This window comes from Novosphingobium fluoreni, assembly GCF_014196615.1.
Taxonomy (GTDB): domain Bacteria; phylum Pseudomonadota; class Alphaproteobacteria; order Sphingomonadales; family Sphingomonadaceae; genus Novosphingobium; species Novosphingobium fluoreni.
Window position 1 is genome coordinate 74194 of record NZ_JACIDY010000002.1, and the last position, 21647, is coordinate 95840.

The window sequence follows — 21647 nt, forward strand, 5'->3', positions numbered from 1 at the left end:
CGGATTTTCTGGGAGTGGTTAATTCGATGACATATCATCGCGCTTTTTCTCGCATATCGATACTTCTTGCCGGGACAATGTTTTCCGCTCCGGTTATGGCGCAAGAGGCCGCTGCCTCTGCCACGCTTCCGTCCGCTTCGGCCAGCACGGCTGAGAACGCGGCGAGCCAGGGCGGTTTGGAAGATATCATCGTGACCGCGCGCAAGCGGCAGGAAAGCGTGCAGGACGTGCCGGTCGCCGTGACCGCGATCTCGCCTGTCACGATCCGCCAGCAGGATATCACCAGCATCGAGAAGATCGCTGCGCGTACGCCGAACTTCACCGTAGGCCGCGCATCCAACGGGTCGGGCGCACAGTTGACGATGCGCGGTATCGGTTCTTCCTCCACTTCGATCGGTATCGAGCAGTCAGTCGCCACGGTTGTCGACGGCGTTTATTACGGTCAGGGCCGCGTCATCAACGAGGGGTTCTTCGATCTTGGCCGGATCGAAATCCTGAAGGGCCCGCAAGCACTGTTCTTTGGCAAGAACGCGACCGCGGGCGTGATCTCGATCACTACCGCCGATCCGGGCAAGGAGGCTGAATACTACGGCCGCATCGGTTACGAATTCCGTTCGCAGCAAGTTGTGGGTGAGTTCGTTGCATCCAATCCGTTGACCGATACGCTGGGCATTCGCGTCGCGCTGCGTGCATCCAAGATGTACGATGGTTATTTCAAGAACGTGGCAGAGCCATTCGATTACCCCACCATCGATGTCGCGACGGGACGGACCGGCAGCCTTGTCGCCAACCCCGCAGCCCGCAATCAGCCGGGCGAAAAGGAACTGCTGGGCCGCGTCACCTTGAAGTGGGAGCCGACTGACCGCCTGACCGCGACGGTCAAGGCTTCAGGCAGCTACAACAAGACGAACAACAGCAGCTGGAACTACGTGGCGTTCAATTGCCCGGGCGGCGTCAGCCAGCTTACCGGCTACGCCTGCGGCGATCGCTTCGTCACGCATCAGAACAAGATCCCAGAAGTCATCTCGCAAGCGACGCCGTACGGCAAGGACGATGGCAGCTTGTATAACCGCTACAAGTCGTGGGCGGTCACCGGCAATATCGCGTACACGCTGCCCGATGTCACCATCACGTCGGTCACCAATTATCAGTGGAACAACAACCGCTGGGCCTGCGCGTGTGACTTCCAATCGAGTACTGGTGCTAACTGGGCGACCGAGAATTCGACCTGGCATGCGTTCTCTTCCGAACTTCGCGCCCTGACGACGTTCGATGGTCCGTTCAACGTGATGGTCGGCGGGCTTTACCAGAAGACGAAGCGTGATTTCGACCAGTACATCATCCTCTCGGGGCTGGAAGACAGCACGGCCGCGCCCGCGGACCGCTATCTTGCCACGCGCAAGACCAGCTTCACCGATGGCGAGACACTCGCCTTGTTCGGGCAGGCGACGTGGAAGATCGTCGACACCCTCGAACTGGCGGGCGGCGTGCGCTACACGCATGAAACGAAGGGCAGCTACTTCACCCAGCCCTACAACAACGTGGCGGTGACATCGATCTTCCGTCCGCAGAATTCTGCCGATGGCCTGGGTGTGATTACCGCCAACCAGACTTTCAACAACTGGTCCCCGGAAGCGACGTTGACCTGGAAGCCCACACGCGACCTGCTGGTCTATGCGGCATACAAGACGGCCTACAAGTCTGGCGGCTTTTCCAACGGCGGCGTCAATTCGGCCTTGTCGCCTGATCCGCTGGGCGATTTGACGTTCGAGCCCGAGCGGGCATCCGGCTTCGAGGGCGGCATCAAGTCCACGCTGATGGACAACCAGCTGCGCCTCAACCTGAACGTGTACAGCTACAAGTACCGCGATCTGCAGGTAGACTTCTTCAACTCGCCGATCTTCGCATTCCAGACCTTGACTGCCGACGCGCGTACCAAGGGTGCCGAGTTCGAGTTCGAATTCGCCCCGCGTTCGCTCGACGGGTTCAGCGTGCATGGATCGATCAACTACAATCGCGCGCGTTACACCAACTTCCCGCTCGCGCCTTGCTATGCGGGCCAGAGGCCGGGTGAGGGCTGTAATCTTGCGCTGAACGCCGCCACCAACAACTTTACGCGCCAGAACCTGAACGGTGCACCGCTGTCGGTGGCCCCGGAATGGACCGGCACGCTGGGCGCCAATTACGATGCGGAGATCGGCAATGGTCTGAAGTTTGGCATGTCCGCCGATGCCCGCTACAGCGATAGCTACATCGCCTCGGGCTTCGGCAATCCGGACTCCCGCCAGGGAAGCTACGTCAACCTAGATGCCTCGGTCCGCTTCGGCGCCAGCGATGACAAGTGGCAGATTGCTCTGATCGGCAAGAACCTGACCAATCGCTTCTACGTAACGGGTGTGGTCGATGGTCCTTCGACCGGCAGCGGCACCGGCACGCCGGCCGGCATCCACGCCGATCAGCTAGGCTTCGCCACGTTGCCCCGCACGGTGGTGCTGCAGGTTTCCACGCGCTTCTGATCGGGCGCACTGCCGCCGATATTTTGGACATAAGAAAACCGGGTCGACGCAATGTCGGCCCGGTTTTGTCTTGCGTACGTGCTTCCGGCTGAGGCCGGGAGCAACGGGGATCAGGCCAGGGCGGCCTTGGCCTTCACAGCGGCCCAGAACGGTGCGGCGTCGTAGTAGAACGGCTTGATCTCGCAGCATTTGCCATCCCGGAAGCGGAAGACCTCGCACAGCTCCGCCGGGGCCAGTGCAGGATCGGCGAAGCGGAACGAGAGCAGGGTGACCGCATGGTCCTTGCCCGCGGTCGTCTCGATCCGGTCCAGCCCGGCCACATCGCAAAGGCCCATGACCTTGGTGAACAGATCGCGAAATCCGTCCATGCCATGATACGTACCGGCCATGGGCAGATCATCGGCCTCGGTGATGAAGAAATCGTCCGTCACCATCGCTGACGCCGCGTTCCAATCGCCGGTTCCCGTCGCCTGGTACAGGCGGTCCACAAAGGCGATCATCTCGTCAGGCGTCATGGTCATGATAATACTCCTCTTCCGTCCAGCAATCTGACGCAGGCATGGCTGGCGGAAACCTAGCGTTTCGGCCAGCATATCGCAGGGGCGCGCCTGCCTAAGCTGCGGGGTATGGGAAGAGTGAGACAGATCGTGTTGGCGCGGCGGCCCGTGGGCGTGCCCGTGGTAGAGGATTTCCGCCTGGAGGAGACGGCGATGCCGGAACTCGGCGATGGGGAGCTGCTCGTCAGGATGCGGGTGGGTTCGGTCGATCCGGCGATCCGTGGCTTTCTGGACGATCGGCCCAGCTATATCGAGCCCGTCGCGATCGATGCCCCGATCAAGGGCATGTCGCTGGGCGAAGTCGTGGCCTCGCGGAACGCCGACTACCCGGAAGGCACCCTGGTGCGCGCCTTCGCGACATGGTCCGATCACTACGTCCTTTCGGACCAGAGCTGGGGGATCGAGAAGGTCCAGCCACAACCCGGCGCTGACTTGCATCATTACATGGGGGCGCTTGGCCCGGTGGGTCTCACCGCCTGGGTCGGCCTGTTTACCATCGGCGAAGCGAAGCCGGGCGAAACCGTCGTCGTCAGCGCGGCGGCCGGGGCTACCGGCTCCACCGTGGGGCAGATCGCCAAGGCGGTCGGCTGCAATGTGATCGGCCTGGTCGGCTCTGAAGAGAAAGCGCAGGTCATCCGCGATCTCGGCTTCGATGCCGCGATCGATTACCGCGCCACGCCTGATATCGCTGCAGAGATTGCCAAGGCCGCGCCCGACGGCGTGGACGTATTCTTCGACAATGTCGGCGGCGAGACGCTGGAGGCGGTGCTGCCCTTGATGCGCCTGCATGGCCGCGTGGCGGTGTGCGGCATGATCGGGCAATACAACGATGCCGACCACCCATTCGGCGTGAAGACGCTGTGGCAGCTGGTGGTCAATCGCATCAAGATGCAGGGCTTCATCACCTTCGACTATCCCGAAGTGCTGGCGCAGGCGCAGGCCGAGCTGGATGGTTGGGTGGCCGAGGGCAAGCTGCGCCCGCTGGCCAACTTGCGCGATGGGTTCGAGAGCTTGCCCGAAGCGTTCATCGATCTCATGTCTGGCCGCACGATTGGCAAGACATTGGTCAGGATCTGAACGCATGGAAGAGGTTTGGCATAGCATCGCGTCTGAAAGCGAGTTTCCCGAGGACGGTAAGCTGGCCGTGACGCTGGGAGGGTGGAGCGTGCTGATCGTGCGCACCGACGACGGCTTCCACGCTTTCAACGATCGTTGCACGCATCAAGCTGCGTTGCTCTCGTCCGGTCGCGTACGGCGCGGGGCGATCATGTGCCCGTTGCACGGCGCGCGCTTCGATGTGGCGACCGGGCAATGCATCGGCGGGGCATACGCGGACTTGCGGACGTTCCCCCTGCGCAGCGAAGCCGGGAAGCTGGAAGTGGCGGTGCCCGCGGTTCCGCCGGGCCCTCAGGAGCGACCCGTGGCTGGCTGATCCCCTGCAAACGATAACAACGACGGAGACGAGGATGCCTTTCACCGGACCTTTCGAGGATCGCCTGGCCATTCGGGAATTGCTGGAGGCGTACGCCGACGCGGTGACGCGTAACGATGCCGAAGCTTGGAGCGCCACCTTCGCCGAGGATGCGGAGTGGGCCTTGCCCGACTATCCCGAGATCGGGACGACGCATGGCAAGGCTGCGATCGTGGCGATGTGGAAAGAGGCGATGAAGCAGTACCCCGGCATCATGTTCGAAGCCTGGCCCGGCTCGATCAAAGTGCAGGGCGATCATGCGACGATGCGCAGCTATACTGCCGAAGTGTACGACCAGGGCGAGATGACGGTGCGCGATCGCGGCGTGTACGAGGATACGTGCGTCAAGCAGGACGGGCGCTGGCTGTTCAAGAGCCGCTCGTTCCGCAAGCTCCATCGCCAGCAAGGCCCGAGGGGATAATCATGCCAGGGCGACCTCGTGCGGGCCCGATCAGGTCCGCACGAGGCCGCCGCGCTGATCGTCACATGGCGGTGGTGCCGCCGTCCACCACAAACTCGCAACCGGTGATGTAGCCTGCCTCGTCGCTGGCCAGGAACAGGTTCATGTTGGCGATGTCCAGCGGGCTGCCCATGCGCTGCATCGGAATTGCCGATACGATCTGCTTGAAGCCTTCCGGGTTGTCCCGGCGCGCCACGTCCTGCATCGCCGTCTCGATCATGCCGGGATGCACCGAATTGCAGCGGATGTTATCAGCCGCGCATTCCAACGCCACGACCTTGGAGAACAGCCGTACCCCGCCCTTCGCGGCGGCATAGGCCCCGCACATCGGCACACCGATCAATCCCGCCACCGATGACAGGTTCACGATCGAGCCGCCTTGACCGACCTTGCGCATCAGTTCCACGGCGCGCTGGGTGCCGAAGAACACGCTATCGAGATTGACCTTGTTCTGCCGCTCCCAATCTGCGGCGGTCAGCTTGTCCAAGGGCTTGAGGACGGCGATCCCGGCATTGTTGACCAGCACGTCCAGGCGGCCGTGGGTCTGTTCTATCGTGCCGATGACTTCGTCCCATGAAGCCTCACTGGTCACGTCCTGCTGCAGCGCCTGGGCATGCCCGCCCGCTTGCTCGATCTGTGCGACGACTTCATCGGCGCCTGCCTTGTCGAGATCGGTGACGTAGACGAACGCGCCTTCCTCGGCAAAGCGCTGTGCCGTGGCCGCACCCAATCCTCGCATTCCGCCTGCGCCTGTCACCAAGGCGATCTTGTCTTCCAGCCGACCCGTCATGGTATGTCCTTTCCCTCAAACGCGAAAATGCGTGCAGGCTGAGGGAAACCTGCACGCATCTCCGAAAGCATCCGGCTATCCCGGATGCATCAATACTTGATGCCCAGCGTCAGGCCATAGCTGCGCGGTTCGCGGGCATTGCCGAAGGAGAACAGGCCGCCGACGGTGAAGCCGTGCGTGGGGCCACGGTCGTCCAGCAGGTTGCGGCCGAAGGCGGTCAAGTGCGCTTCGGCACCCGCCAGGTTGAAGCGCGTCGTCAGGCTGGCATCCAGCAGGTTCTGCTTGTCCGTGCGCACGCGGGGATCGTTGCCGGTAACGATGGCGGGGCCGGTCGTAGTGTTGCCCGTCAGCCCGGCGATCGAAATCTGCTGATCGTAACGGTCGATGAAGCGGTAGCCGATGTTGCCGACGATCTCACCGAACGATGTCGGCACGGTATAGTTTGCGCCGAATGAAGCGGTGATCTTTGGATTGTAGATCAGATCGTTGTTGGAGAAGTCGAACGGGATGACCGCGCCAGTTACGGGCGAAATACCACCGACGATGAAGTCCTTGAACTTGGACTTCAACAGGCCGACCGCGCCGGTGATCGCCAGGCCTTGCGCCGGCTTTAGCGTGAAGTCCCCTTCGATGCCCTTGATCGTGGCCGAACCGACGTTGGACGTGACGGTTTCGTTCTGGGTGGCGCAGGATGAGCAGAAGATGTTGTTGTTCTGCTGCAGGTCCTTGTACTTGGAGACGAACCCGGCGAGATTGACCTGGAGCATCCCGTCGATCAGGTCGAACTTGCCGCCCACTTCGTAGCTGTCAACCGTTTCGGGGCCGTAGGCGCGGCTGGCGCTGGCGGCCGATCCGGCGCGCGGGCTGAAGCCACCCGAGCGATATCCGCGAGACCATGACGCATAGAGCATTACGTCCTTATTGGGCCGATAATCGACGCCGATCTTGGGCGTGAACTTCTTGAAGCTATCGGAACCCTGACCGATCAGGACACCGCCGAACGCGTTGCTGAGGGACTTCTTGTCCCGCGTGAAGCGGCCCCCGAACGAAAGGCGGAGCTTGTCGGCAAAGGCCCAGTTGAAATCGCCGAACACGGCGACGGAGCGCGTCTTGCCTTCCACGTGCTGCGGGTTCTTGTCGAACGCGCGCGGATCGACACCGGGGCTGAACCCGAAGATTCGGGTGAACTGGTCCAGTTCGTAGTTGGAGCGGAAGTAATATCCGCCGACGACGTAGTCGAACGAGGATGACAGGTTGCCCGCGGCACGCAATTCCTGGCTGAACTGGTTATACTTCTGCCCGCGGAATACGTAGTAGAGGTCGGTAGAGCTTCCGTCGAAATCCTGGGTCTGCGCTTCCTTCGATTTCCGATATCCGGTAACCGAAGTCAACTTCACGTCACCTGCGTTGAGGTTCATTTCCAGCGTGGCCGCAGGCGCGCTGTAGCGGCCGGTATTGGGCTCGCCGAATACGGTGTAGAGATCGTCCGTATTGTTGCGGTTGCATTGTTCGGCAGGAGCGAGGCCGCAGAACAATTCGCTGGAATTGGTCAGGACCGATACAACAGGGTCAAACTTCTGGACCTGCTTTTCCAACGTCAGCAGAGCTTCGAAATTGTCGGTGGGGGTGGCCAGCACGCTGACGCCGAAGTTCTCGTTGTTCGATCCGCCCCGGCGGCGTCCGTCTTGTCCTTGACGATACCAGCCATCGGACTCGTTGTGGAAATAGAACCCCTTCACCGCCAACTTGTCGCCCAGCGGGACGTTGACCACGGCCCGCGTGGCAAGCGTATTGAACTTGCCGTAAGAGACTTCGGCCTTCACGCCGAACTTGCCGGTGGGCCTGCTGCGGCGGATGCTGATGACGCCGCCGATCGTGTTGCGCCCGAACAGTGTTCCCTGCGGACCGCGCAGAACTTCGATCTGGTCGATATCGAAGAAGTCGAAGTATTGGCCGGTGCTGGTACCGATGAAAACCCCGTCCACCACGACGCCGACGGTCGGTTCGGCGGACTTTTCAACGTCTGCGTAAGTAAGGCCACGTATCGAAAGGTTGGCTGCCGCCGCGCCCGATGCCTGGTTGGTGATGATGAGGTTGGGGGCGGTGCCCATCAGGTCGCCGATGTTGACGGCCGCCTTGTCCTCGATCATCGCCGCGTTCACGGCAGTGATGGCGACGGGCGTGTCCTGCAGCGTTTCCGAACGCCGGCGAGCAGACACGATGATCTCGTTCGGATCCACCGTGGATGGGGCTGCCGTGGTCGCGGTATCCTGCGCCAGGGCCGGAGCCGAGACGCCAGTCAGCGCGCTGGTGGACAGTGCAATCTTTATGAGCGCAGAAGACCACGCTCCGCGATTGGATGCGGATGCCATCAGTTTATCCTCCCTGGCGAGGTGCTGTGTTATTCAGCCCCTTCGCGTCATCGTTACTATGCATCCGATCATCGCTGCTCCTAACTGACGAATTGCATAGGTGCAGGCAAGCGGCGAAGCAGAGATCAGTCGACAACTTGCCAGGAGATGGATGCCATGGATCAGAACCGCCGCTTTCTGCTTGCCCGCAGACCCGATGGAGAGCCGGTGCCGGAGGATTTTTCCCTCGTCACGCAAGCGATCCCCACGCCGCCGCCGGGCGGATTGGTGGTGCGCAATCATTACGCCTCGCTCGATCCCGCACAGCGCGGCTGGATGGACGATACCGAAAGCTACATGCCGCCGATCCCGCTGGGCGATCCTGTACGCGCGACGACGGTGGGCGTGGTTCATGCCTCGGACAATCCGGACTTCGCGGTGGGGCAGTGGGTCATGGGCCTCAACGCGCTGGAGGATTACTCGGTGGCGGTCCCAGGCGGTTTTACCATGCCGATCGCGGTGGATGCGGTGGCATCGCCATCGAATTACTTGTCGGCGCTGGGTGCGGTAGGGCTGACCGCGTACTTCGGCCTCAAGGAAGTCGCCAAGCCGCAGCCGGGAGAGACGTTGCTGGTCTCAGGCGCGGCCGGTGCGGTCGGCTCGGCAGTCGGCCAGATCGGCAAGATCATGGGTTGTCGCGTCATCGGGATCGCAGGCGGGCCCGATAAGTGCCGCCGCTTGCTGGACGATTACGGGTTCGATGCCGCGATCGACTACAGGGGCAAGGATCACGCAGCATTGGTGACAGAGATCACTGCCGCCGCGCCTGATGGCGTGAACGTGGTGTTCGAGAATGTCGGCGGAGCCGTGCTGGAGGCGGAAGTCTACACGCTGGCGCGCAACGCGCGGATCGTGCTGTGCGGGCTGATCAGCGAGTACAACGCGACTGAAAAGCATGGCTTGCAAAACTTGTGGCAGATCCTGGCGCGCCGGGCGACCATCCACGGCTTCCTGATCGCCGACTATGCCCATCGTTTTGCGGAGGGTGGGGCGCAGATGGCGCAGTGGCTGTCAGAAGGAAAGTTGCGCGCCGATGAGGATGTGCAGCAGGGCCTGGAGAACGCCTACGATGCCTTCATGCGGCTGTTTTCAGGCGCGAACACGGGCAAGCTGGTGCTCAAGATCGCATAACGAAACGGCGGCCCTTTGAAGGGGCCGCCGCTCAATGTACTCATGCAGGAACGCGCTTCAGAACTGAATGCGCTTGGTATATCCGCCGTCGACGATAACGTTGGTGCCGGTGGTGTAGGACGAGGCGGAGCTGGCCAGGAAGACGATCGTCTTGGCCACTTCCGCCGCGCCGCCCCAGCGGCCAAGGGCGAACGCAGCCTCGGTAGCATCGTGAAGCTCTGGCGCGAGCTGTTGCAGGGCCTCCCAATTGCCGCCGGGGAACTTGATCGGGCCAGGCGAGACGCAGTTCACGCGAATCCCTTGCGGACCCACTTGCTGGCCGAGCTGGCCCGAGTACGCGATCAGCGCCGCCTTCAGGGCGTTGAAGGCCTGGGGGACGATGAAAGTCTCGGTGCCGGCGGTGGATCCCATGATAACGATCGCGCCTTCTCCCGACTTCTCAAGGTAGGGCACCAGTGTCTCGCAGCCCAGGACCGTGCCCTTGATGTCCGCGTTGAAGCATGCCTCCCAGTCCCCGGTCGCGCCCGAGCCCGAGGCACTGGCGCCGGGCACGAATATATCGCAACCGCCCAGGCGATCCGCCGCCGATTTCAGCCATGCCACATAGGCCTCGTGATCCAGCATATCCAAGGGCTCGCCGATGACCTTGCCACCATGGCGGGACAGCACCTCAACGGTTTCAGCAACCTGATCGGCATTGCGCGAGAAGAACGCGACATCGCAGCCTTCTTCGGCGAAGATTTCTACCGCAGCGCGGCCGATCCCGCGGCTGCCTCCTGTCAGAATGACTTTCTTGCCCTTCAGTCCAAGATCCATAGCGCCTCTCCATAGTTGTCGCATGATCGATTGCGGGGCATGTTCGGCCCTGCCGTGGTTTGCCACCACTCCTACTTTGGTCAGGACGCTACCGCCAAGGGCCATGCTAGCTCAAAGGCACGATAACGGAGAGAGCGATGGGCAAGCTGGACGGCAAACGCGCGGTGATTGTCGGGGCGAGCAGTGTGGACAATATGGGCCAGCACATCGCCCGGCGCTTTCTGGCAGAGGGTGCGAAGGTGCTGGTTTCCGGGCGCAAGGAGTCCGTCCTGGCGGACTTCGCCCAAGCGCACGGCTGCGGTTTCGCAACCTGCGACCTTACCGACGAACGCAGCCTGGCCGATCTTGGCCAAGCCGCCGTGGACCAAATGGGCGGTATCGACATCGCGATCAACGCCACGGGATGGGGCCTGCTGAAGCCGTTTCTGGAAACGACGCACGACGAGCTGATGGACGTGACCATGCTGCAGTATGTCGGGCCGTTTCACTTCTTCCAGGCAATGCTGCGCCGCATGGCGCGCAGCCATGGCGGCACCGGCGGCTCGCTCATCCAGATCAGTTCGGCCACCGCCACGATCATGCTGAACGACCATGCCGCCTACATGGGCACCAAGGCGGGCACCGATCACGTGGTGCGCTGTATCGCCCATGAGTTTGGGAGCGAGGGCGTGCGGGCCAACTCGATCTCACCGGGGCTCACCGACACCCCGATGACGGCGGAGGCCATGCAGGTGCCGGGCCTGGCGGATGCGTTCCTGGCGGGCTATCCGCTGGGACGCATCGGCACTTCGGACGATATCGCCGCCGCAGCCGTATGGCTTGCCAGCGATGAGTGCTTCATGACGGGTGAGAACCTGCAGGTGAACGGCGGCCTCACGCTGCGTCGCAATCCGATGAACAGCGAGCTTGCCGCCGCCATCGCCGCCGCATCAGGCTGAACTCAGCGGGGCAGGGCCTCCACAAGCGCCTTCACTTCGGTACGAAGCAGGTCCTTGCGGACCTTGCCCGATGCGGTGCGGGGCAGATCGTCGCGAAATTCGAAGCGCTCGGGGATCTTTTGACGGGCCAGGCCGCTGTTTGCCACATGTTCGGTCAGCATGGCGGCGGACAGGGTATCGCTTTTTGTGACCACGTAAGCGCACACGCCTTCGCCCAGCCGTTCATGCGGCATGGCGACGACAGCGGCTTCGCGCACCTCGGGGTGTGCGTGCAGTACGTCTTCGATCTCCTTGGCGGAGATGTTCTCACCGCCCCGGATGATCAGGTCCTTCTTGCGCCCGGTCACGGTGATCGCGCCATCTGCCGTGCGGATGCCCAGATCACCAGTGCGGAAGAAGCCGTCCGCCGTGATCGCCTCATGGGTCTGTGCTTCGTCTGCGTAGCCCAGCATCATCGCAGGGCCGCGCGCCAGTATCTCGCCTTCCGCACCGTCTGGCACGTCGCGATCTTGCGCATCGACGATCCGCACATCGTAATCGATAATCGCGCCATCGGTGGTGGCGGCAAGATGCTCGTCATGCGGCCAACCGTAGGTAACCAGCGGCACCTCTGATGCGCCGAATACGCGGAAGGCGCGGCATCGCGCAAAAGCCGCATTGGCAGCAGGGATCAGGTCGCCAGGCACCGCCGCACCGCCGCACGCGAAGAAGCGGAAGGACGGCAATGTCTCGCCGCTATCGCGCGCGGCGGCGGCCAGTTCGACCAGGAACGGTGTCGCCGCCACTGTGCCGACCAGGCTATGCTCATTGATCAAGCCTATCGCTGCGCGGGCGTCCCAGCCATCCATCAGCACCGTGCGCGTGCCGTAGATGAAGGGTGCCTCCAGGCCGTTGGCATAGCCTGAAACGTGCGTCACGGGAGAGGGCATCAGCGTCGCCTCTCCCGCATTCAGGCTCCAGAACCGCCCGCTTTCACGCAGGACGCGCGCAATCGCGACATGGCTGTGCAGCACGCCCTTGGGGCGCCCGGTCGTGCCCGAAGTGTAGAGCACCATCTTCACGCCCAGCGGGTCCACGCGGGGCCGGGCGAAGGCGGCGTCGCGACCTTCGGCAAGAAGTGCGGCAAGATCGTTGTCCCCCTCGCCGCGTACGGTGAAGACATGGCGCAGCGCGGGCAGGTCCACCGCAACCCGCTGGGCCATCGCGGTGTAGTCGAACTTGCGGAAGCTGCCCGGCACGAACAGCGCACTCGCACCGCAATCGGCCAGCATCTGCGAAACTTCGTGATCGCGGTAGATCGGCACGATGGGATTGACGATCAGGCCGGACATCGCCGCAGCCAGATTGATGATTAGCGCTTCATGCCAGTTGGGCACCTGGAACGCGATCACGTCCCCCATGCGCAAGCCACGTGCGTACAAGGCCGCGGAGAGGGCGTGGGCATCCGCCAGCGCCTGCGCACGGGTGATCTTGGCCGATCCATCGACCATCAGCACAAAGTTCGGATCGTCTTGCGCCAGGGCTTCGGCATGGTCGGCGATCGTGCGCTCGTCCCACACGCCTGCCGTGGCATAGCGCTGCAGGTGCGCAGGCGGGGTGGCAAGCCACGCCCATGGCTTTGGTGTCCTCTCCATCATCATGTCGGACTGCCCCGGCTCATGCCCGTGGCCAACTGGCCAAAGTGCCAAGGCCCCGGGGATCGTCCGCCCGCGCAAAAACCTAACACCTTGGGCAGCTTGCGATCCGGCACGGTCATGGACAACTTGACGCCATACAATACGTGGTGAGAGGACTGCATTTGGACCGGGTACAGCAGATTGGCGATGCCGCCGAGGTCATGCTCGATTATGTCGAGAACAAAAAGACCTTCCAGACCGAACGCACTCTCAAGGTCCCGACCCAAAGCTATACCAACCCCGATCAGTTCAAGGCCGAGATGGAGCTGGTGTTCAAGCGCGTACCGCTGATGCTGGCTTTCACCGCGGAGCTGCCCAACCCCGGGGACTACAAGGCGATGGAAGCGGTCGGCCAGCCTGTGCTGATCTCACGCGACAAGCAGGGCACGGTGCGCGCTTTCCTCAACGTCTGCTCGCATCGCGGCGCGCCTGTCGCGGCAGAGGGCCACGGCAATTGCGCGCGTTTCACCTGCAAGTACCACTCGTGGACGTATGGGCAGGACGGGCGGCTGATCGGCATTTCCGAGCCCGGCACCTTTGGCGAGGTGGACAAAAGCGTGATGGGCCTGCGCGAACTGCCTTGCGAGGAGCGCAGCGGCATGATCTTCGTGTGCCTCACCCCCAACGCACCGATCGATCTGGACAATCACTTTCGCGGCTTCCTGGAGGATTTCGACGCGCTCGATTTCGCCAAGTGGACGTATCTCGGCAGTCGCACGATCGAAGGGGCCAACTGGAAGGTAGCGTTTGACGGCTATCTGGAAGGGTATCACTTCAAGTCGCTGCATCCTGAGACCATCTTTCCGCGCACGCCATCCAACTGCACGCATTACGAAGGCTTTGGCCCGAACATCCGCATCGGCTTTCCCCAGCACTCGATCGCCGATCAGCTGAAGGGCGTGCCGCGACAGGAATGGGGCACGCGGGAGAACTACGGCTACGATTTCGTGCGCATCTTCTTCCCGAACGTGTCGATCTTCATCGCGCCGGAGATCACGCAGGTGGCGCAGTTGTTCCCGGGGCCGACACCCGATCGCAACCGCACCGTGCTGAACTATCTGCGGCGCGAGCCGGTGAAGGACGATGCCGATCGCCAGGGCGTGGAAGCGGCGATGAACTTCTTCCGCGATGTGACCTATAACGAGGATTACCTGATCGGCCTGGAAATCCAGCGTGGTCTGGAATCGGGCGCGCATGACGAGATCGTCTTTGGCCGCAATGAGCGTGGCAACCAGTATTTCCACGAATGGCTGAACTGGTATCTGGAAGATGACGCCTCGCAGCCGGAACCGCGCATGTAGGCACCTGTCCGTTGTCGCAGGTGAGCAGCCGGGCAGCAGACCACATAATCCCAACCAGAGACAAGAACGTGGGCGGACTGGCCCGAGAGGAATCGCGATGAACGTACAAGGCACGGTTTCCCGCTATTCGCAGGAGTTCGACCTGCCGGTGCGGGGAGATACCATCACGGCGGAACGCTACATCTCCAAGGACTGGATGGACCAGGAGATGAAGAACGTCTGGCCCAAGGTGTGGCACCTGGGCGGCGTGCTGGCGGACCTGGAAGAGCCAGGCGACATCATCCGCCATAACTTCGCCAAGGAATCGGTGATCATGGTCCGGCAGGAGGACGGCTCCATCCGGGCGTTCTACAATTCTTGCCCCCATCGCGGAAATCGACTGGTGCTGGGCGAGGCAGCCAGCGTGCCGCGCATCGTGTGCAGTTATCACAACTGGACATTCGATCTGGACGGCACTCTGGCCAAGGTCCAGGACCCGGATGACTTCTCCGGCGGCAATCCTTGCGGGCACGTCCACTTGTCGGAATTGCGCTGCGACACCTGGGGACCGTTCGTATTCTGGTGCATGGACGATGATGTCGCGCCGCTGCAGGAATGGCTCGCGCCTTTCCCGGAGCGCCTGGCCGGCTATGGCCTGGACAACTGGGTGCGCGTGTTGAATCTGTCAGTCGATTGCGAGTTCAACTGGAAGATCATCCGCGACAATTTCAACGAGAGCTATCACCTCCCCACGATCCACCCGGAGCTGGCGACCTTCATCAACGACGGCCTGCCCGATACCTTGTTCGAGATGTACACGTCGGGTCACAATGCGATGTGGATGAAGGGGCACCAGGCCACCACGCGGACCGATTACCACACCACGGAGGTGCCCGCGCCGCTGGACCAGATCGCTCGGGCCTGGGACATCGATCCCGCCGAGTATCACGGCCGCACCGGCGATCTGCGCGCCGCCGTGATCGAGGCCAAGCGCCGGCTAGGGCCTTCGCGCGGGTTCACCAATTACGACAGCATGACCGACCAGCAGCTCGTGGACTATTTCCACTGCACGCTGTTCCCGAACCTGACGCTGACGATGAGCCCGGAACAGATGCAGGTTCTGCGCACCGAGCCTCACCCCACCGATCCGGAAAAGTGCGTGTTCCAGCACTGGTGCCTCTATCCGCCGGTGGCAGGCATGCGCGAGGTGGAGACGCCGATCGGCACCGCCCCACTGCGGCATGATGCCGTGGTGCGCCACTCGACTTATGGTGATGGGGTATCGGTTGGGTTCGTTGCCGATCAGGACTTGTCGATCGGCACCAGCCAGCAGCAGGGCCTGAACTCACGCGGGTTCAAGGGCTGCATCCTGCCCGATCAGGAAAAGCGCGTGCAGCGGTTCCACGAACTGCTGAACGATATGGTCAAGCCGCGGGGTTGAAGATTAGGGGGGCGGAAGGCCCCCCTGACGCACGCGTCCCCTGTAGCGCAATCAGACCTGGCTGAATCCCCCGTCCATCACGAGCTCGTCACAGGTCATGAAGCTGGACGCATCGGAGGCGAGGAACACGACGCCGCCGGCCATCTCTTCCGGGCGTCCCAAGCGGCCGATCGGGTGCGATGCGTACATGCCGGCCAGCGCGGCATCCATCGACGGGGCGGCCCCCAGCTCCACATAGCGCGCCATGATCGAATTCAGCATCGGCGTGTCGATGCCGCCCGGATGCACGGAATTCACCCGGATATTGTAGCCCAGCGCCGCAAACTCCGCGCCCAGGCACTTGCTCAGCATCTTGATCGCCGCCTTGCTGACGCAATAGACCGCGTTGAACGGTGCCCCTCGCAGACCGCCGACACTGGAGAAGTTGATGATCGAGGCGCCGCCGCCACGCGCCTGACCACCCTGCTTCAGCAGGTCGAGCAGAACTTGCGTGCCGATGATGGCGGAATCCACATTGATTGCGTTGATCCGGTGGAACTCAGCCAGCGGGGTCTCTTCGAACTTGGTGACGACGGAGAACCCGGCGTTGTTCACCAGCACGTCGAGCCGGCCATATGTGTCGCGGACCAATCGCTCCACGCCGCGCCAGTCCGCTTCGCTGGTGACGTCGTGGCGCAGGTAATGGTCCGCCCCGTCGATCTGGGCATCGTCCTTGAGGTCGGTGGCGATGACCACCGCTCCGGCGGCTTTCATGGCCTTTACGATCTCGCGGCCGATGCCACCGGCCGCGCCGGTGACGACGGCGACCACGTTGGGAAGGGCGATGGTCATGGTAGCATGTTCTCCGATAAGGTCATTGCGCGGTCCAGCCGCCGTCGATCACCAGCTCTGCGCCGGTCATGTACGAGCTGTCGCTGGAGGCCAGGAAGAAGGCGGCGCCGGCCAGTTCTGCGGGATCGGCCAGGCGACCGATCGGGGTCTTGCTGGCCATCATGTCTACCAGGTCCTGCGTCTTCTCCGCCACGCCCTTGTCCACCCAGCGTTGAAAGCCCTCTTTCAGCAGCGGCGTGACGACGAAGCCGGGATGCAGCGAGTTGGCGCGGATCGGCATTTTCTTTTCCGCGAACTCCAGCGCGATCGACTTCGTGAAAAGCCGGACCGCGCCCTTGCTGGCGTTGTAGCCGGACACTTCGCTCAGCCCGACCAGCCCCATGATAGAGCTGACGTTGATGATCGAGGCGCCGCCTTTCACATCCGCGCCGCTGCGCTCCATCAGCGGCACGAACGTGCGCACGCCCAGGAACACGCCGTCGACGTTGATGCCCATGATCTTGCGCCAGTCTTCCAGCGATGTCGTGGCGACCGGGCCGGTCAGGTCTATCCCGGCGTTGTTGACCAGGACATGCAGCTTGCCATGGCGCTGGGTTACCGTGTCCAGCACCCGTTGCCAGTCTTCCTCGCTGGTGACGTTTGCCTGCACGTAGCTGGCTGCCTGGCCCAAGCGGCCAAGCGTATTGACCACATCGTCGCCGTCGGGCGCGGTCAGGTCGGTAAGGACCACTTCGGCCCCTTCGGCCAGGAAGCGCTCCACGCACGCAAGGCCGATGCCGCGCAATCCGCCGGACACAAGCGCGACGCGGCCCGTCAGGCGCTGCGAACCAAGGTCTGTCATACGCCGTTCATTCCTGCGGTGGTGGCCCCGTCCATGGTGAATTCGCTGCCGGAGCAGAACCGGGCCTCGTCGCTGGCCAGCCAGGCCACCATGCCCGCAACTTCCTCCGTCGCGGCCATGCGGCCCAGCGGCGACATGCCTTCATAGGCGGCGCGGGCGGCGGCGGGATCGGCGGACTTGTCGATCAGGTTCACGATCAGCGCTGTCTCGACAACGCCGGGCAAGATGGCGTTGACGCGGATCTTGTACTTCTTGTTGCCGGCATGGACCGCCGCCGATTTGACCAGTGCCACGACCGCCGACTTGGATACCGAGTAGGCGCAGAAATTGCCCATCGCCCGATGTGCGTTCATCGAGGAGTTGACGATGATCGAGCCGGTCGGCCCATCCGGATTGCGCGCCATCAGCCTCATGGCGTGCTGCACGGTCAACATCACGCCAGTCAGGTTGACGCCGATGACGGTATTCCAACCCTCGATCGTTATGTCCTCTACACTGGCGTCTCCAGCCTCCGTGCCGGCATTGGCAAAGGCGATGTCCAGCCGGCCGTGCCGATCGGCGATCTGCTGCATCAGACCGTCCCACGCCGCGGCATCGGTCACATCGTGCCGGATGAAGTCTGCGCCAGTTTCGGCGCAAATCGCGTCGGCCGCGCTTTGGTTCGATCCGGTGAAGATTACCGCAGCGCCTTCCGCGCTCAGCCGCTTTACCGTTTCGGCTCCGATGCCCGAGGTTCCCCCCGTCACCAGCGCCACCTTGCCTTCAAGCCGCACGCCACTCTCCCAAGTGATATTGTCGCACCGATATTGTCGCAACTGGAGCATGACCTATCCCTGCGCGCCGACAACCTATGATTTTGAGCAAGGTGACCTTTTCCCCGCGATCAGGCAGACAGTCACCCAAACAGATTACAATTTTGAGAGGAAGTACACTGTGGCTGAACGCGATCCCGAACTCGCCGTCGAAGCGTCGCCCGAGGTGCTGGGCGCGGACCGCAGTAAGGGCGTCACCTGGGCTGAGTTGATGGCGCAGGATTCGGTGCCGCCGCCATCCTTCCTGCGCGAAGAAAGCTATACCTATCGCGGCTCCGAGCCGATCCCGGTGGAGCGGTACATCAGCGAAGACTTCGCCCGGCTGGAGCGCGAGCGGATGTGGCCATACGTCTGGCAATTCGCCGCGCGGGAAGAGGATCTGCCTGAACCGGGTGATTTCATCGTCTATGAAAATGCCGGGCGGTCCTACCTGGTCAGCCGGCAGGACGATGGCTCGATCCGCGCCATGCACAACGTCTGCCTGCATCGCGGGCGCAAGCTGCGGACCGAGGAGGGCACTGCCGACAAGTTTGTGTGCCCGTTCCATGGCTTTGCCTGGAACAAGGACGGCAGCTTCAATTCGATGCCGTGCCAGTGGGACTTTCCGCACCTCAGCGAGCAGAAGCTTGATCTACCCGATGCCGAAGTGGCGCGCTGGCAGGGCTATGTCTTCATCCGCGAGGAAAAGGGCGGCCCCAGCCTGGAGGAGTTCCTGGCGCCGCTGCCAGACCATTTCAAGCGCTGGCGGCATGAAGAGTGCGCAACGGTCATGCGCGTGGCGAAGGAAGTTCCGGCCAACTGGAAAGTGGTGATGGAGGCCTTCATGGAAGCATGGCACACCATCGTCACGCATCCGCAACTGCTACCCTTCACCGGGGATTCCAACGCCGCTTACTGGACCTGGGGCGACAACGTGAACGTCAACCTGGTGCCGTTTGGCGTGATGAGCCCGCACATCGAGGAGGGCCAGGGCGAGCAGTGGATCGTTGATCAGTTCATCAGGTTCAACGGTCGCTCGGCCGACAATTACGAGGAAGCCGCGCGCGACAATCCCATGGCGATCAAGGTGCCGGAGGGCGTGAAGGCTCGCGCGGCACTCGGCGCGGCGATGCGCAGCGCCTATACCCAGTCCACCGGATACGATCACGCCGACGCTACCGATGCCGAGCTGCTGGATGCGCTGGTCTATAACGTCTTCCCCAACTTCTCGCCCTGGGGCGGGTTCATGCCCAACATCGTGTACAACTGGCGCACCGGCAAGACGCCGGACACCTGCATCATGGAAGTGCGCATCCTCTCGCGCATTCCCAAGGGCCAGCCCATCCCGCGCGGCGCTCCGCTCAAGTTCCTGCGGCTGGACCAGAAGTGGACCGAGGCAGCGGAGCTGGGCATCCTGGGCGATGTATTCGAGCAGGATATGGACAACCTGCCGTTCGTGCAGGAAGGTCTTCACGTATCGAAGACCGGCAAGATCAACCTGGGCAATTATCAGGAAATCCGCATCCGCCAGTTCCAGGACACGTTGATGAAGTACATTGGCGGTGAGCTTGGCGGATGGAAGCAGGATTAAGCCATGGCGGATCAAGCCGAAAATATCAGCCATCCGCCGCGCATCAATTGCGTCCTGGTGTGTGGCGGCGTCTGGCACAACATGGATTTTGCACGGCTGGAACTGCTCAAGCTGCTGAGTGAAGACCCGTCAGTTCGCACCCGCGTGTTCGAGGATTACGAGAACATCGACGCGCTGCGGCAGGCTGATATCCTGATCACCTACACCTGCGATGTAACGCCCTCGCTGGTGGCGCAGGAAGTCTTGCGGGACTGGTTGACGGCGGGCGGGCGCTGGTATGCCTTGCATGGCACCAACTCGATCCTGCGCCTGCTGGCGGAGGGGCCTGATGCGGGCCTGTGGGATGCGCCGCGCTGGGCGCCGTTGTTTATCGACATGTTGGGCTCTCAGTTCATCTCGCATCCCCCGATCGCGCCTTACACCGTCACCGTAGCAGATCCCGGCCATCCGCTTGTGGCGGGGGTGGAGCCGTTCGAGACCACGGACGAATTGTATCATCTGGAAACGCACGGTGATTTGCATGTGCTGCTGGAAACCGAATGCACGCAGGAAGGCACCGGCTTCGTCGAAGCGGCGGATGCGCCGGGCATGCACCCGGTGATGTACCTGAAGGATCACGGGCAGGGCGCGGTGCTGTACAACACGCTGGGGCATTGCCGGGGGCACTATGATCTGCAGCCGATGCTGGATTGGTGGCCTACTGTAGACCGGTGTGCCTGGGACTTGCCCGTCTTCTACGAACTGCTGCGCCGCGGCATTGCCTGGCTGAAGCAACGCCCATCCGCCGCGGCGGCGGATAACTGACGTCCTGGCGATAGCGGGACGTAATCAGAGCCTGTCGGGTCGCACCGGAAGCAGGATCAAAAGAGGGGGCAGCCTTGCATGACGAGGCTGCCCCTAATTTTTCTTCAGTCCAAGACCTGAGCATAGCGATCAAGCGTGGCAAGCGGGGTTTCCGGCCAGCGCGACAGGACCAGCAACCTCTTGTGGCCCGCGCCGATCGCCAATTCGTCGGTAATGCCCATGCCGCCGTGGAACTGGATCATCTCATGCCCCAGATCGAGCGAGACTTTCGCGATGAAAGCGCGCGCGCCTTGCACGGCTTTTCCGAAGCCTTCCTCGCCATAGGATACCAATGCGAGATTGAGCAGGGCGCGGCTTTGCTCGATCACCGCATATTGCGCCACCATCCGGTGCTGGATCGCCTGGAACGAGCCGATCGCCGCACCGAACTGGCTGCGGGTGCGAACATAGTCCAGCGTATCCGCGAACAGCCGCTCCATGATGCCGAGCGCCTCCGCGCTGCGCCCAAGGCTCGCCATTTGATCGGCAGCTTCGATCGCGATCAGGGCTTCGGGACCCATCCGGTCCAGCTTGTGATCATCGTCGACCACGACATCTTCCAGCGTCAGCGCCACGGCGACACTGCCATCGGCCATGCGCCACTCTCGTTGCGAGACGCCCGGATGCGTGGCCGGAACCAGGAACAGCGCCAGGCCCTGGCCATCACCCGGCTCTCCGGCAACGCGGGCCAGCACGATGAACCCGTCGGCGCCGGCGCCCGCGGCACAGAACGGCTTGACCCCGCTCAAACGCCAGCGTCCTCCTTCGGCAAAAGCGCGTGTCTCCACCCATGACAGATCATCATGCGCGGCTTTTTCCATGCCAGCGAAGGCCAGGCGCTTTTCGCCGGACACCAGATCCGCCGCCCAGGCATCGCGGGCTGTGTCTGGCGCAGTCATCGCAAACAACCGCCCGGCCATCACCACCGATTCCACTATCGGTTCCACAACCAGGCCACGGCCCAGCGCTTCGCAGACTATGGCCACGCCCGTCGCATCTAGGCCCAATCCGCCCACCTCTTCGGGGAAAGGTGCTGCGATCAATCCCATGTCGCCCAGCAGCTGCCAGTTTTCAGGCGAAAACCCGCAAGGTTCGGTCAGAAACTTGCGGCGACTGTCATGATCGTAACGATCGGCGACGAACCGATCGGCCAGCGCCTTCAACATTTCCTCGTCTTCGTTAAGATCGAAGTTCACGTTCCACTCCCGGTATCCAACGTCCGTAGTATCACCCTGAGGAACGCCATCGCTGCTGAGCAAAAGG

The 21647-nt window shown here is 62.6% G+C and carries 19 protein-coding genes; 10 read left to right on the plus strand and 9 right to left on the minus strand.

Annotated elements, in window-relative coordinates; translation table 11 throughout:
* Positions 1 to 95 precede the first annotated feature (95 nt).
* Positions 96 to 2516: a TonB-dependent receptor gene (locus GGR39_RS04035; protein WP_246388316.1), complete on the plus strand. Its 2421-nt coding sequence runs from the start codon at positions 96 to 98 to the stop codon at positions 2514 to 2516.
* 110 nt (positions 2517 to 2626) lie between these two features.
* On the opposite strand, the gene GGR39_RS04040 is transcribed toward GGR39_RS04035, so the two are convergent.
* Entirely contained in the window at positions 2627 to 3037 is a 411-nt protein-coding gene (locus tag GGR39_RS04040) for a nuclear transport factor 2 family protein (protein WP_343055765.1), read from the minus strand.
* A gap of 105 nt (positions 3038 to 3142) precedes the next feature.
* Here GGR39_RS04040 and GGR39_RS04045 point away from each other — a divergent pair, with 105 nt between their 5' ends.
* The 3 genes from GGR39_RS04045 to GGR39_RS04055 are packed head-to-tail and all read left to right on the plus strand — an operon-like array spanning position 3143 to position 4965.
* Positions 3143 to 4150: an NADP-dependent oxidoreductase gene (locus tag GGR39_RS04045; protein ID WP_183616008.1), complete on the plus strand. Its 1008-nt coding sequence runs from the start codon at positions 3143 to 3145 to the stop codon at positions 4148 to 4150.
* Between the two features lie 4 nt (positions 4151 to 4154).
* Positions 4155 to 4505 carry a Rieske (2Fe-2S) protein gene (locus GGR39_RS04050; protein ID WP_183616009.1) on the plus strand — a complete coding sequence of 117 codons (351 nt, stop codon included), beginning with the start codon at positions 4155 to 4157 and terminating at the stop codon, positions 4503 to 4505.
* Between the two features lie 34 nt (positions 4506 to 4539).
* Positions 4540 to 4965 carry a nuclear transport factor 2 family protein gene (locus tag GGR39_RS04055; protein WP_183616010.1) on the plus strand — a complete coding sequence of 142 codons (426 nt, stop codon included), beginning with the start codon at positions 4540 to 4542 and terminating at the stop codon, positions 4963 to 4965.
* 61 nt (positions 4966 to 5026) lie between these two features.
* On the opposite strand, the gene GGR39_RS04060 is transcribed toward GGR39_RS04055, so the two are convergent.
* A complete protein-coding gene (locus GGR39_RS04060) occupies positions 5027 to 5794 on the minus strand; it encodes an SDR family NAD(P)-dependent oxidoreductase (protein ID WP_183616011.1) in 768 nt (255 codons plus the stop codon).
* 89 nt (positions 5795 to 5883) lie between these two features.
* Positions 5884 to 8166: a TonB-dependent receptor gene (locus tag GGR39_RS04065; RefSeq protein ID WP_183616012.1), complete on the minus strand. Its 2283-nt coding sequence runs from the start codon at positions 8164 to 8166 to the stop codon at positions 5884 to 5886.
* Positions 8167 to 8322: 156 nt separating this feature from the next.
* On the opposite strand from GGR39_RS04065, the gene GGR39_RS04070 reads away from it, so the two are divergent.
* A complete protein-coding gene (locus GGR39_RS04070; RefSeq protein ID WP_183616013.1) occupies positions 8323 to 9336 on the plus strand; it encodes an NADP-dependent oxidoreductase in 1014 nt (337 codons plus the stop codon).
* A 57-nt stretch (positions 9337 to 9393) separates the two neighbouring features.
* Here GGR39_RS04070 and GGR39_RS04075 read toward each other — a convergent pair whose 3' ends face one another.
* Positions 9394 to 10152, minus strand: a complete 759-nt coding sequence (locus tag GGR39_RS04075) for an SDR family NAD(P)-dependent oxidoreductase (protein ID WP_183616014.1) — start codon at positions 10150 to 10152, stop codon at positions 9394 to 9396.
* Positions 10153 to 10289: 137 nt separating this feature from the next.
* Here GGR39_RS04075 and GGR39_RS04080 point away from each other — a divergent pair, with 137 nt between their 5' ends.
* The gene (locus GGR39_RS04080; protein WP_183616015.1) at positions 10290 to 11090 is read left to right on the plus strand and encodes an SDR family NAD(P)-dependent oxidoreductase; all 801 of its coding nucleotides are present in this window, start codon (positions 10290 to 10292) and stop codon (positions 11088 to 11090) included.
* Between the two features lie 2 nt (positions 11091 to 11092).
* Here the strand turns inward: GGR39_RS04080 and GGR39_RS04085 are convergent, their stop codons facing one another.
* The gene (locus GGR39_RS04085) at positions 11093 to 12778 is read right to left on the minus strand and encodes an AMP-binding protein (protein ID WP_246388318.1); all 1686 of its coding nucleotides are present in this window, start codon (positions 12776 to 12778) and stop codon (positions 11093 to 11095) included.
* A 110-nt stretch (positions 12779 to 12888) separates the two neighbouring features.
* Here GGR39_RS04085 and GGR39_RS04090 point away from each other — a divergent pair, with 110 nt between their 5' ends.
* Positions 12889 to 14067, plus strand: coding sequence for an aromatic ring-hydroxylating oxygenase subunit alpha (locus GGR39_RS04090; RefSeq protein WP_221225963.1), 1179 nt, complete (start codon positions 12889 to 12891; stop codon positions 14065 to 14067).
* A 97-nt stretch (positions 14068 to 14164) separates the two neighbouring features.
* Entirely contained in the window at positions 14165 to 15487 is a 1323-nt protein-coding gene (locus GGR39_RS04095) for an aromatic ring-hydroxylating oxygenase subunit alpha (RefSeq protein WP_183616016.1), read from the plus strand.
* Between the two features lie 51 nt (positions 15488 to 15538).
* Here the strand turns inward: GGR39_RS04095 and GGR39_RS04100 are convergent, their stop codons facing one another.
* Genes GGR39_RS04100 through GGR39_RS04110 form a run of 3 tightly spaced genes read right to left on the minus strand, consistent with a single transcriptional unit; the run spans position 15539 to position 17983 of the window.
* Entirely contained in the window at positions 15539 to 16318 is a 780-nt protein-coding gene (locus tag GGR39_RS04100) for an SDR family oxidoreductase (protein ID WP_183616017.1), read from the minus strand.
* A 22-nt stretch (positions 16319 to 16340) separates the two neighbouring features.
* Positions 16341 to 17159, minus strand: coding sequence for an SDR family NAD(P)-dependent oxidoreductase (locus GGR39_RS04105; RefSeq protein WP_183616018.1), 819 nt, complete (start codon positions 17157 to 17159; stop codon positions 16341 to 16343).
* Positions 17156 to 17983, minus strand: a complete 828-nt coding sequence (locus tag GGR39_RS04110; RefSeq protein ID WP_183616019.1) for an SDR family NAD(P)-dependent oxidoreductase — start codon at positions 17981 to 17983, stop codon at positions 17156 to 17158. The genes GGR39_RS04105 and GGR39_RS04110 overlap by 4 nt, the downstream gene beginning before the upstream one ends.
* Positions 17984 to 18092: 109 nt before the next feature.
* Between GGR39_RS04110 and GGR39_RS04115 the strand changes: the two genes are divergently transcribed.
* Positions 18093 to 19541 carry an SRPBCC family protein gene (locus GGR39_RS04115; RefSeq protein WP_183616020.1) on the plus strand — a complete coding sequence of 483 codons (1449 nt, stop codon included), beginning with the start codon at positions 18093 to 18095 and terminating at the stop codon, positions 19539 to 19541.
* Between the two features lie 3 nt (positions 19542 to 19544).
* Positions 19545 to 20345 carry a ThuA domain-containing protein gene (locus tag GGR39_RS04120; protein ID WP_183616021.1) on the plus strand — a complete coding sequence of 267 codons (801 nt, stop codon included), beginning with the start codon at positions 19545 to 19547 and terminating at the stop codon, positions 20343 to 20345.
* A 104-nt stretch (positions 20346 to 20449) separates the two neighbouring features.
* Here GGR39_RS04120 and GGR39_RS04125 read toward each other — a convergent pair whose 3' ends face one another.
* Positions 20450 to 21580: an acyl-CoA dehydrogenase family protein gene (locus GGR39_RS04125; RefSeq protein ID WP_183616022.1), complete on the minus strand. Its 1131-nt coding sequence runs from the start codon at positions 21578 to 21580 to the stop codon at positions 20450 to 20452.
* Positions 21581 to 21647: the final 67 nt, after the last annotated feature.

Excerpts from the sequence above, each read along its gene's own strand:
- GGR39_RS04035 (WP_246388316.1), top strand. The coding sequence starts at position 96 with ATGGCGCAAGAGGCCGCTGCCTCTGCCACGCTTCCGTCCGCTTCGGCC.
- GGR39_RS04055 (WP_183616010.1), top strand. The coding sequence starts at position 4,540 with ATGCCTTTCACCGGACCTTTCGAGGATCGCCTGGCCATTCGGGAATTG.
- GGR39_RS04060 (WP_183616011.1), bottom strand. The coding sequence starts at position 5,794 with ATGACGGGTCGGCTGGAAGACAAGATCGCCTTGGTGACAGGCGCAGGC.
- GGR39_RS04070 (WP_183616013.1), top strand. The coding sequence starts at position 8,323 with ATGGATCAGAACCGCCGCTTTCTGCTTGCCCGCAGACCCGATGGAGAG.
- GGR39_RS04050 (WP_183616009.1), top strand. The coding sequence starts at position 4,155 with ATGGAAGAGGTTTGGCATAGCATCGCGTCTGAAAGCGAGTTTCCCGAG.
- GGR39_RS04075 (WP_183616014.1), bottom strand. The coding sequence starts at position 10,152 with ATGGATCTTGGACTGAAGGGCAAGAAAGTCATTCTGACAGGAGGCAGC.
- GGR39_RS04110 (WP_183616019.1), bottom strand. The coding sequence starts at position 17,983 with ATGCTCCAGTTGCGACAATATCGGTGCGACAATATCACTTGGGAGAGT.
- GGR39_RS04065 (WP_183616012.1), bottom strand. The coding sequence starts at position 8,166 with ATGGCATCCGCATCCAATCGCGGAGCGTGGTCTTCTGCGCTCATAAAG.
- GGR39_RS04120 (WP_183616021.1), top strand. The coding sequence starts at position 19,545 with ATGGCGGATCAAGCCGAAAATATCAGCCATCCGCCGCGCATCAATTGC.
- GGR39_RS04040 (WP_343055765.1), bottom strand. The coding sequence starts at position 3,037 with ATGACCATGACGCCTGACGAGATGATCGCCTTTGTGGACCGCCTGTAC.
- GGR39_RS04105 (WP_183616018.1), bottom strand. The coding sequence starts at position 17,159 with ATGACAGACCTTGGTTCGCAGCGCCTGACGGGCCGCGTCGCGCTTGTG.
- GGR39_RS04045 (WP_183616008.1), top strand. The coding sequence starts at position 3,143 with ATGGGAAGAGTGAGACAGATCGTGTTGGCGCGGCGGCCCGTGGGCGTG.
- GGR39_RS04095 (WP_183616016.1), top strand. The coding sequence starts at position 14,165 with ATGAACGTACAAGGCACGGTTTCCCGCTATTCGCAGGAGTTCGACCTG.
- GGR39_RS04080 (WP_183616015.1), top strand. The coding sequence starts at position 10,290 with ATGGGCAAGCTGGACGGCAAACGCGCGGTGATTGTCGGGGCGAGCAGT.
- GGR39_RS04100 (WP_183616017.1), bottom strand. The coding sequence starts at position 16,318 with ATGACCATCGCCCTTCCCAACGTGGTCGCCGTCGTCACCGGCGCGGCC.